The 567-nt window shown below is 67.4% G+C and carries 1 protein-coding gene; it reads right to left on the reverse strand.

All coding sequences use genetic code 11. The annotated features are described in order from the left end of the window. Positions 1-567: IS630 family transposase (locus tag FFK22_RS42175; RefSeq protein ID WP_143957041.1), on the reverse strand; the 567-nt coding region annotated here is incomplete at both ends.

The following is a 567-nucleotide window of genomic DNA, read 5'->3' on the forward strand; positions in this document are numbered from 1 at the left end:
TGTGCTTTGGAGGGTCCGCAGGCAGAAGCGGCTGATGCTGGCGAGGATGTCGTCGGCGGACTTGGTCCAGCGGAAGGGCTTGGGGTCGGCGTTGGTGGTGTCGATGTAGGCGGCGATAGCGGCTTCGAGCTCGGCGGTAGAGCGGTGGACGCCGCGGCGAAGGGCCTTGTCGGTGAGCAGGCCGAAGAAGCGCTCGACCTGATTGATCCAGGAGGCAGAGGTAGGCGTGAAGTGGACATGCCAGCGGGGCCGCTTGGCGAGCCAGTCGCGGATCAGCTTGGTCTTGTGGGTGGCGACGTTGTCCATGACCAGATGGACGTCGAGGTCGGCCGGGACGTTGGCTTCGACGGTGTCGAGGAATTTGCGGAACTCGCTGGCGCGGTGACGCGGGAAGCAGCGAGCCACCACCTTGCCGGCGGCCACGTCGAGGGCGGCGAACAGCGACAGCGTGCCGTGGCGCTCGTAGTCATGCGTGCGCCGCTCCGCCTGACCAGGCCGCAAGGGCAGCAGCGGCTGGGTGCGGTCGAGCGCCTGGATCTGCGACTTCTCGTCGACGCACAGCACCAC

Origin of the sequence: Mycobacterium sp. KBS0706 (genome assembly GCF_005938675.2) — a bacterium.
In the GTDB taxonomy this organism is placed as follows: domain Bacteria; phylum Pseudomonadota; class Alphaproteobacteria; order DSM-16000; family Inquilinaceae; genus Inquilinus.